Genomic DNA, 8,626 nt, shown 5'->3' on the forward strand with positions numbered 1-8,626 from the left:
GCCAAGCCGAAGCGGGTTTGTGACGTTCTGTCCATGGAACCTGTGCGGAGCGCTGTCGGCCTCGCCGGGCCTCCGTCCCTAATTGATCGCCTAACTCCGCGCGTCACCGCTCGCCGGACACGACCGCCTCGTCGGCGAGCCGCACGAAGCGCGGCGTCCCGTCGTCGTCGAGGACGACCCGGGCCACCGGACGTGCCGGTACGCCGGCGACCACCGTCCGCTCCGGTACGTCCCGGTTGACGACGGCGCCCGCCGCGACCACCGCGGAATCGCCGATCGTGACCCCCATCAGCACCGTCGCGTTCGCACCGATGAACACGTGGTCGCCGATCCGGACCGGCGCACGGTCGATGTCGCCGTAGGCGCGGCCGGAGACGCACCGCTTGGCGGTCGAGTGCGTGTAGATCTGCGCCCCGCTGGAGATGTCACAGCCGGCTCCGATTTTCAGTCCACCGGAACCGTCGATGATCGTGAAGGCGCCGATCCAGGTACCCGGGCCGATCTCAGGATCGCCGGTGACCCAGGCGTGGGCGTTGTACGGATTCGGGGGTAATTCGGCGGCGGGCACGGTTTACCGCGCCTGGTTCTTGACCAGCTCGTTCATGCCCTGCTCGACGGTGATCTGCGGCTCCCAGCCCAGCACCTCGCGCGCTCGGGTGATGTCGGCCGCCCGGCGGCTGACCAGGACGTCTCGCGGGTTGAAGATGGGCTCCACGTCCGTGCCGACCGCCTGGATGAGGATCTTGGTCAGCTGGGCGATGGAGGTGTCCACGCCGGTGCCGATGTTGACCGGCATGTTGTCCTGCTCGGACTCGAGGGCCGCGACCACGCCCTTGGCCAGATCGGTGACGTGGATGAAGTCCATCGACTGCTCACCCTTGCCGTCGATGATCGGCGGCTGACCCGAGCGCAGCCGCTGGATGAAGGTGTTGATGACGCTGGTGTAGTAGGCCTCGATCTTCTGCCCCGGCCCGTACACGTTGAAGAAGCGCAGTGCCATCCAGGAGAGGCCCTTGCTGCGCTGGTAGAAGCCGAGCAGGTCCTCGCCGGCCCGCTTGGAGATGCAGTACGGCGTGAGCGGGTTGAGTTCGTCGTCCTCGTGCATGGGCAGCTTCTTCGGGTCGCCGTAGACCGACGCCGAGGAGGCGAAGACGAGCCGCTCGACGCCGTGGTCGGCGGCGGCCGCGAAGACGTTGTTGTTGCCGACCATGTTGATGTCGATCGACTCGTACGGGTCGGCCTGGCTCTTGTTGATCGAGACCGTGGCGAAGTGGATGACGTGCGAGCACCCCTTCATCGCGTTGTGCACCGCGCCGCCGTAGCGCACGTCCTGCTCGACCAGCTCCACGTTGCCGGTGGCCACCAGCTCGTTGACCCGGGCACGGTCACCGCGCGACATGTTGTCGAAGATGCGGATGCGGTAGTCCTTCTCCAGCAGCAGCGGGATCACGTGCAGGCCGATGAAGCCCGCGCCCCCGGTGATGAAGACCGTCTTTTTCGACATTGGCTTGGTGTCCCTTCTCAGACTGTTCAGCGACCTACGGCGACGGCGGTGACGACCTCGCGCACCGTGGCGGCGACCCGCTCGACCTGCTCGTCGGTGAGGTTGGCGTGCATCGGGATGGCGAGGTGCCGGGCGAAGACGTCCGCGGAGACCGGGCACGGCTGCGACGGCTCGCCGTAGAGCGGCTGCACGTGCGACGCGTAGGTGCCGAAGTTGCACTGCACGCCGCGCTCCCGCAGCCCCATCGCCACCGCGCCGCGGTCAACGGAGCTGTCGAGCGTGAGGATGTACGCCTGCCACGGGTGTTCCCGGTCGGGCAGCTCGGCCGGAACGGTGACCAGTTCCAGGTCCTTCAGCAGCTCGCCGTAACGGGCCGCGATGCGCCGCTTGATGGCGATCAGGTCGGGCAGGCGATCGAGTTGGGCGAGCATGATCGCGGCCGCCACGTCGGAGAGCCGGTAGTTGTATCCCAGCTCATCGAAGGTCGGGATGGGCAGGTCGGTCGACGCCTCCCGGGTCAACGCGCCTTCGATGCCGTACGTGTGCAGCTTGCGGGCGTGGGCGATCAGGTCCTCCCGGTCGGAGGTGAGCGCGCCACCCTCGCCGGCCGTGATGCCCTTACGACCGTGGAAGCTGAAGGCCGCGATGTCGGCCAGGCTTCCCGCCGGCCGACCCTTGTAGGTGGCGCCGGCGGCGCAGGCCGCGTCCTCGACCAGGAAGAGCCCGTGCCGGTCTGCGATCGCCCGCAGCTCGTCGTAGTCCGCTGGCTGGCCGGCCACGTCGACGGCGATGATGCCGGTGGTGCGTGGGGTGATCGCCGCCTCGACGGCCGCCGGGTCGACGGTCCAGACGTCTGGGCGGACGTCGGCGAAGACGGGCTTCGCGCCCGCCCACATGACCGCGTGGCCGGTCGCCGGGAAGGTGTAGTCGCCGACGATGACCTCGTCACCCGCGCCTGCGCCCAGGGTGAGCAGGGCGAGGTGCAGTGCGGCGCCACAGTTGTTGGTGGCGAGGGCGTGCCGGGTGCCGACGGCGGCGGCGAAGCGCTCCTCGAAACGACGAGCGGTCGGACCGGCGCCGGCGAGCCAGCCGGAGGCGAACACCTCGGCGATGGCGGCCAGCTCCGACTCTCCGACAGTGGGCTGACCGAGCGCGATGACCTCAGACATGTGACTCCCCCAGAGATGGACCCGCAGCAGTCTAGGCCAACCTCGATGGTGGTACCTCCGTCGGGCGCGGCGTGCTTGGCTACCATCGGTCGCGGCATCGGGCAGGGGAGACGGAATGACCAGGTTTGTGGTGGTGGGCGGCGGTATCGTCGGGCTCGCCGTGGCCCACCGGCTGATGACCGATCGGCCGGGTGACCAGGTCACCGTGCTGGAGAAGGAAGCCGGCTGGGCGGCCCACCAGACCGGACACAACTCGGGCGTCATCCACGCGGGCGTCTACTACAAGCCCGGCAGCCTGAAGGCCACTCTCTGCAAGGCCGGCAGCGCCTCCATGGTCGAGTTCTGCCGCGAGCACGGGCTGGCGTACGACATCTGCGGCAAGCTGATCGTCGCCACCGACGCCGAGGAGCTGCCCCGGCTGCACGATCTGCACCAGCGCGCGCTCGCCAACGGCCTGCCGGCCCGCCTGATCGAGGGGGCCGAGGCGGCCGAGTACGAGCCGAACGTGGCCGCCGTCGCGGCGCTGCACGTCGCCTCGACCGGCATCGTCGACTTCGGCGCGGTCTGCCGCAAGCTCGCCGAGCTGCTCACCGAGGGCGGGGCGGACCTGCGGACCGGCACCGAGGTGACCCGGCTGGCGCCCCGCCGGGAGGGTGTCGTGGTCGGCACCACCGCAGGCGAGTTCGTCGCCGACGTACTGATCAACTGTGCCGGCCTGCACGCCGACCGGATCTCCCGCCTGGCGGGCGTACCGACGCCGGTGCGGATCGTGCCGTTCCGCGGCGAGTACTACGAGCTGGTTCCGCAGCGACGCGACCTGGTACGCGGCCTCATCTACCCGGTGCCGGACCCGCAGTTCCCCTTCCTCGGCGTGCACCTGACCAAGATGATCGACGGCAGCGTGCACGCCGGACCGAACGCGGTGCTGGCCACCGCCCGGGAGGGTTACTCGTGGGGCCGGATCAGCCCCCGCGACATCTGGGACGAGCTCAGCTTCCGCGGGCTGTGGGCGCTGGGCCGGCAGCACTACCGGTACGGCCTGACCGAGGTGGCCCGGTCGCTGTCGAAGAAGCGCTTCGCGGCCAGCCTGGCGCGGCTGGTGCCGGAATTGACCTCGGCGGACATCGTCCGGGCCGGCGCCGGTGTGCGCGCACAGGCGATCCGGCCCGACGGCGGGTTGGTCGACGACTTCCTCATCGTCGAGGCAGACCGGCAGGTGCACGTGCTCAACGCGCCCTCCCCGGCGGCGACGAGCTCGCTGGAGATCGCGCGGCACATCGTCTCCCGGCTCCCGGTCGACGCCGCCCGCTGACCGGTGCCGGCCGGCTCGGCCGCGGCGGACCCGGCGATGGCGCGCCGCCGCCCGGCGCGGACGGCTCAGCGGTCGGCCGGTGCCATCCGTCGCGGCTTCGGCACCGCGGGCCCGGCGCCGAGCCCGACGGCCACCGACTCCACCAGCATCTCCAGGTAGGTGTCGGTGAGCGGGTTACGGGCGATGGCGAGCCGCCAGTAGAGCGGCCCGACGATGAGATCGACCGCGGCTTCCGGGTCGGTGTCGGCGGGCAACTCGCCCCGCCGTACGGCCAGCTCGATCATCCGTCCGCCGATCTCCTGCTGCCGGGCGCGCAGCATCTTCTGCAGGGTCTCGTCGATGGTCGGGTTGCGCGCGGCCTCGGCGAGCAGGTCGGGGATGATCTGCGAGGCCAGCGGGTGCCGCAACGCGTGCGCCAGCACCTGGAACAGCAACGCGAGGTCACCGCGCAGGCTGCCGGTGTCCAGCGCCGGCAACTTGCCCTGCGCGGCGGTCGCGACGATCTCCAGCACGAGGTTGAGTTTGTTGCTCCACCGCCGATAGATGGCGGTCTTGCTCACCCCCGCCCGGCGCGCCACCGCCTCGATCGAGAGGCGGCCGTACCCCACCGCGGCGAGCTCCTGCATCAGGGCACGGCGGATGGCCGCGGTGATGTCGTCCCGGAGCACCGCCGCCCCGGCGGGCACCCGTCGTTTTCCGGCCGTCACCTGGGACTCTTTCCGCACGTCACGGGCACCACACTAGCGCAACGACGGTACGGTTGCGTCCCGACGTGTTTCCGACTACTGTCCACGCAGCGACGAGGCGGCGCTCCCCCGCACTGGCCACGTCTGAGACCATCGAGCGCGCAACACCTCGACCTCCAAGATCGGAGCGCCACATCCATGGCCAACACCGCGCTGGCCGATCCCGACTCCGGCCTCACCCAGGCGCAGCTGGCCGCCCGCTACGGGCTACGCGTAGCCGATGCCCCGCCGACCCTGGCCGAATACAGTCGGCGACTCTGGCACTACCGGCACTTCATCGCCGCGTACGCCAACGCCAAGCTGGTCGCCTCGTACAGCAACGCGCGACTCGGGCAGCTCTGGCAGGTCCTCACCCCGCTGACCAACGCGGCGGTCTACTTCCTGATCTTCGGCATCGTGCTGAAGCAGAACAGCATCCCGAACTTCATCGCGTACCTCTGCACCGGGCTGTTCATCTTCAACTTCACCCAGACGGCGGCGCAGCAAGGCACCACGGCGATCAGCGGCAACCTCGGGCTGATCCGGGCGCTGCACTTCCCCCGCGCCAGCCTGCCGCTCGCGATCACCGTCACCCAGTTCCAGCAGCTGCTCGGCTCCCTGGTGGTGTTGATCGCGATCGTGCTGGCGACCGGCGAGCCGATCACCCTCGCCTGGCTGATCCTGGTGCCGTCCGTCCTGCTCCAGACGGTCTTCAACGCCGGACTCACCATGGTGGTGGCCCGGACGGGCGCCAAGGTCTCCGACCTGCGGCAGGTCATGCCGTTCGTCATGCGAGCCTGGATGTACGGCTCGGGCGTGCTCTACAGCGTCGCCCTCTTCGAGGAGAGCCTGCCGGGCTGGGCCAGCCGGCTGGTCGAGTTCAACCCGATGCTGGTCTACATCGAGCTGGCCCGGACCGCGCTGCTGGAGCGGGCGCCGGTGCTCAACTCGTCCCTCTCCCAGCTGTGGCTGGTCGCCGTCGGCTGGGCGATCGTGATGGGCGTCGGGGGTTACCTCTACTTCTGGCGCGGCGAACAGGAGTACGGCCGTGGCTGACCAGTACGAGACCTCGAACGACGCGACGGTGACCCTGCCCCAGGTGCGGGAGCGCATCCCCACCGTGGTCGTCGACGACGCGCACGTGGTCTACCGCGTACACAAGGGGGCCAGTGGCGGCAGCAGCCCGGTGGCCGCGCTGCGCCGGATGGTCACCCGCACCTCCGAGCCGAACATCCGGGAGGTGCACGCGGTCAAAGGGGTCACCTTCACCGCGTACCGGGGCGAGGCGATCGGTCTGATCGGCAGCAACGGCTCGGGCAAGTCCACCCTGTTGCGGGCCATCGCCGGCCTGCTGCCGGTGAACCGCGGCGCGGTCTACACCCAGGGCCAGCCCTCGCTGCTCGGGGTGAACGCGGCGCTGCTCAACGACCTCTCCGGGGAACGCAACGTGACGCTGGGCTGCCTGGCGATGGGCATGACCCCGGCCGAGGTGCAGCGGCAGACCCCGGAGATCATCGAGTTCTCCGGCATCAACCAGCGCGGCGACTTCGCCTCGCTGCCGATGCGCACCTACTCCTCCGGCATGGCCGCCCGGCTCCGCTTCTCGATCGCGGCGGCGAAGAAGCACGACGTACTGCTGATCGACGAGGCGCTCGCCACCGGCGACAAGGGCTTCCGCAAGCGCAGCGAACAACGGGTGCGCGAGCTGCGTGAGAGCGCCGGAACGGTCTTCCTGGTCAGCCACCAGCTCTCCTCGGTCCGCGACACCTGTGAACGGACCATCTGGCTGGAATCGGGCGAACTCCGGATGGACGGACCCACCGACGAGGTCGTGCGGGCGTACGAAGCGTTCGCCAACGGCAAGTGATTCGGACGACGGGTCGGCCGCACCTGCACGGGTGTGGCCGACCCGTCGCCACCGTTGGGGCGCCGAATTCGACGCGTTAAGGTTCATCCGGTCGCCGCCTGGGCGGAATACCTCGTTAACGCAAAGCCTGGAAGTGAGGATCGGCAATGACGCAGGACCACACCACTGGCCCGGACGCCGCACCGGAGACTTCGGCTCCCTGGCGGCCCTCGCGGACAGTGGCTGTGATCCTCGCCGGCGGGACAGGAACCCGCCTCGGCCTCGGCATCCCCAAGCAACTGCTGAAGATCGCCGGCAAGCCGATCATCGAACACACCCTGGCCGTCTTCGAGTCCGCGCCGGAGATCGACGAGATCATCGTGCTGATGGCCACCGGCCACGTCGGCGAGGTGCGGGAGATCGTCGACAAGGCGGGCTTCCGCAAGGTCAGCAAGGTGATCGAGGGTGGCGAGACCCGCAACGAGACCACCCGAATCGCGCTCGACACGGTCGGCGAGGAGGACTGCAACATCCTCTTCCACGACGCCGTTCGACCCCTGGTCAGCCACCGGATCGTCCGCGAGTGCGTGAACGCCCTCTGGACCTACTCGGCGGTGGACGTGGCCATCCCGTCAGCGGACACGATCATCAGGGTCGACGGGGAGGACTGCATCAGCGACATCCCGGTGCGCTCCTCGCTGCGCCGGGGCCAGACCCCGCAGGCGTTCCGCTCCGGCACGATCCGCGAGGCCTACCGGCTGGCCGAGGGCGATTTGAACTTCGCCGCCACCGACGACTGCGGCGTGGTCCTGCGCTACCTGCCCGGTACGCCGATCAAGGTGATCGACGGCTCGGACGAGAACATCAAGGTCACCCACCCGGTCGACGTCCACCTGGCGGACAAGCTCTTCCAGCTCGCCGCCGCGCGGGCGCCCCGGCTCGCCGACCAGCGCAGCTACCGGGAGGAACTGACCGGGCGGACCGTGGTCGTCTTCGGCGGCAGCTACGGCATCGGTCACGACCTGGCCGAACTGGCCCGCCGGCACGGCGCCCAGGTCTTCGCGTTCAGCCGGAGCAGCACCGGCACCCACGTCGAGCGTCCCGAAGACGTCGAGGCGGCGTTGACCACGGCGTTCCAGGCGACCGGCCGTATCGACCACGTGGTCGTCACCGCCGGTGTCCTGGAGAAGGGCAACCTCGCCGAGATGGACGAGGAGACCATGGACCGGGTCCTCCAGGTCAACTTCGTCGGGCCGGTCACCGTCGCCCGGCTGGCCCTGCCCTACCTCGAGCAGACCAAGGGGCAGCTGCTGCTCTACACCTCGAGCTCGTACACCCGGGGTCGGGCGCGCTACGCGCTCTACTCGGCCACCAAGGCGGCGCTGGTCAACCTCACCCAGGCACTGGCCGACGAGTGGGCGGACGTCGGGGTACGGGTCAACTGCGTCAATCCGGAGCGGACCGCCACCCCGATGCGCACCCGGGCCTTCGGGGAGGAGCCGGAGCACACCCTGCTCTCGGCCGAGACGGTGGCCCAGGCCTCACTGGATGTGCTGATCTCGGAACTCACCGGGCAGGTCATCGACGTACGCCGGCCTCATGGTGAACCGCCGCAGGCGGTCCCGAGCCAGGCGGCGCCGTCGGACGGCGATGCGACCGCCACCCCGGCGACCGCCGGCTGACGGTCGGACGCCTGGTTACCGCGAACGGCGGTTGAACGGAGCGACATGCGTGGTGACCTGTTCCGCAAGCTGATCGCCCGATGCCTGAGCATCGGGCTGGCCGTACCGGCCTTCCTCGCCGCCGCGCTGACCGGGGCGACCGGCTGGGGGCTCGCGCTGGCGGTCGCCGCCCTCGGCGCGGCCGCCGTGGAGCGGCGGATCCGCCCCGGCGCCGACACCGCCGCCGAGACGACGTTGATCGCCGCCGCCGTGCTCGTCGCGTACGCGCGTCGGCTCGACGGGGGGTTCGACCATGACAGGAGCAACTCATGTCTGGTCGGACGCCTCGCCGGCTTGGCGCCGTCCTTGCGCTCGCGGCTGCCGTCGCGTTCGCAGGAGCGGCCGTCGG

The 8,626-nt window shown here is 69.9% G+C and carries 8 protein-coding genes and 1 pseudogene; 5 read left to right on the plus strand and 4 right to left on the minus strand.

The genetic code is table 11. The features are described 5' to 3' along the window. Positions 1-103: 103 nt before the first annotated feature. Genes ABZS42_RS31600 through ABZS42_RS31610 form a run of 3 tightly spaced genes read right to left on the minus strand, consistent with a single transcriptional unit; the run spans position 104 to position 2,673 of the window. Positions 104-568: an acyltransferase gene (locus ABZS42_RS31600; protein ID WP_355151580.1), complete on the minus strand. Its 465-nt coding sequence runs from the start codon at positions 566-568 to the stop codon at positions 104-106. Positions 569-571: 3 nt separating this feature from the next. Beyond that, positions 572-1,504 carry an NAD-dependent epimerase/dehydratase family protein gene (locus ABZS42_RS31605; protein ID WP_355151582.1) on the minus strand — a complete coding sequence of 311 codons (933 nt, stop codon included), beginning with the start codon at positions 1,502-1,504 and terminating at the stop codon, positions 572-574. A 26-nt stretch (positions 1,505-1,530) separates the two neighbouring features. Continuing rightward, positions 1,531-2,673: a DegT/DnrJ/EryC1/StrS family aminotransferase gene (locus ABZS42_RS31610; protein WP_355151584.1), complete on the minus strand. Its 1,143-nt coding sequence runs from the start codon at positions 2,671-2,673 to the stop codon at positions 1,531-1,533. Positions 2,674-2,788: 115 nt separating this feature from the next. Here ABZS42_RS31610 and lhgO point away from each other — a divergent pair, with 115 nt between their 5' ends. Then, on the plus strand, positions 2,789-3,985 hold the full coding sequence (lhgO, locus tag ABZS42_RS31615) for an L-2-hydroxyglutarate oxidase (protein ID WP_355151586.1): 1,197 nt from the start codon (positions 2,789-2,791) through the stop codon (positions 3,983-3,985). Between the two features lie 65 nt (positions 3,986-4,050). On the opposite strand, the gene ABZS42_RS31620 is transcribed toward lhgO, so the two are convergent. Further along, positions 4,051-4,653 carry a TetR/AcrR family transcriptional regulator gene (locus ABZS42_RS31620; protein WP_355151594.1) on the minus strand — a complete coding sequence of 201 codons (603 nt, stop codon included), beginning with the start codon at positions 4,651-4,653 and terminating at the stop codon, positions 4,051-4,053. Between the two features lie 216 nt (positions 4,654-4,869). Between ABZS42_RS31620 and ABZS42_RS31625 the strand changes: the two genes are divergently transcribed. The 4 genes and pseudogenes from ABZS42_RS31625 to ABZS42_RS31640 all read left to right on the plus strand — a co-directional run. Continuing rightward, positions 4,870-5,766 carry an ABC transporter permease gene (locus tag ABZS42_RS31625; RefSeq protein ID WP_355151588.1) on the plus strand — a complete coding sequence of 299 codons (897 nt, stop codon included), beginning with the start codon at positions 4,870-4,872 and terminating at the stop codon, positions 5,764-5,766. Continuing rightward, on the plus strand, positions 5,759-6,577 hold the full coding sequence (locus ABZS42_RS31630; RefSeq protein ID WP_355151590.1) for an ABC transporter ATP-binding protein: 819 nt from the start codon (positions 5,759-5,761) through the stop codon (positions 6,575-6,577). Before ABZS42_RS31625 ends, ABZS42_RS31630 begins: the two co-directional genes overlap by 8 nt. A 146-nt stretch (positions 6,578-6,723) precedes the next feature. After that, positions 6,724-8,238 (plus strand): bifunctional cytidylyltransferase/SDR family oxidoreductase, encoded by a 1,515-nt coding sequence (locus tag ABZS42_RS31635; RefSeq protein ID WP_355151592.1) that lies wholly within the window; start codon positions 6,724-6,726, stop codon positions 8,236-8,238. A 45-nt stretch (positions 8,239-8,283) separates the two neighbouring features. Then, positions 8,284-8,626 (plus strand): annotated as a pseudogene (locus ABZS42_RS31640) (hypothetical protein); the annotation flags it as partial.

It is taken from the genome of Micromonospora sp. NPDC005367, assembly GCF_040606825.1.
Lineage (GTDB): Bacteria > Actinomycetota > Actinomycetes > Mycobacteriales > Micromonosporaceae > Micromonospora.

Excerpts from the sequence above, each read along its gene's own strand:
- ABZS42_RS31605 (WP_355151582.1), bottom strand. The coding sequence starts at position 1,504 with ATGTCGAAAAAGACGGTCTTCATCACCGGGGGCGCGGGCTTCATCGGC.
- ABZS42_RS31610 (WP_355151584.1), bottom strand. The coding sequence starts at position 2,673 with ATGTCTGAGGTCATCGCGCTCGGTCAGCCCACTGTCGGAGAGTCGGAG.
- lhgO (WP_355151586.1), top strand. The coding sequence starts at position 2,789 with ATGACCAGGTTTGTGGTGGTGGGCGGCGGTATCGTCGGGCTCGCCGTG.
- ABZS42_RS31625 (WP_355151588.1), top strand. The coding sequence starts at position 4,870 with ATGGCCAACACCGCGCTGGCCGATCCCGACTCCGGCCTCACCCAGGCG.
- ABZS42_RS31635 (WP_355151592.1), top strand. The coding sequence starts at position 6,724 with ATGACGCAGGACCACACCACTGGCCCGGACGCCGCACCGGAGACTTCG.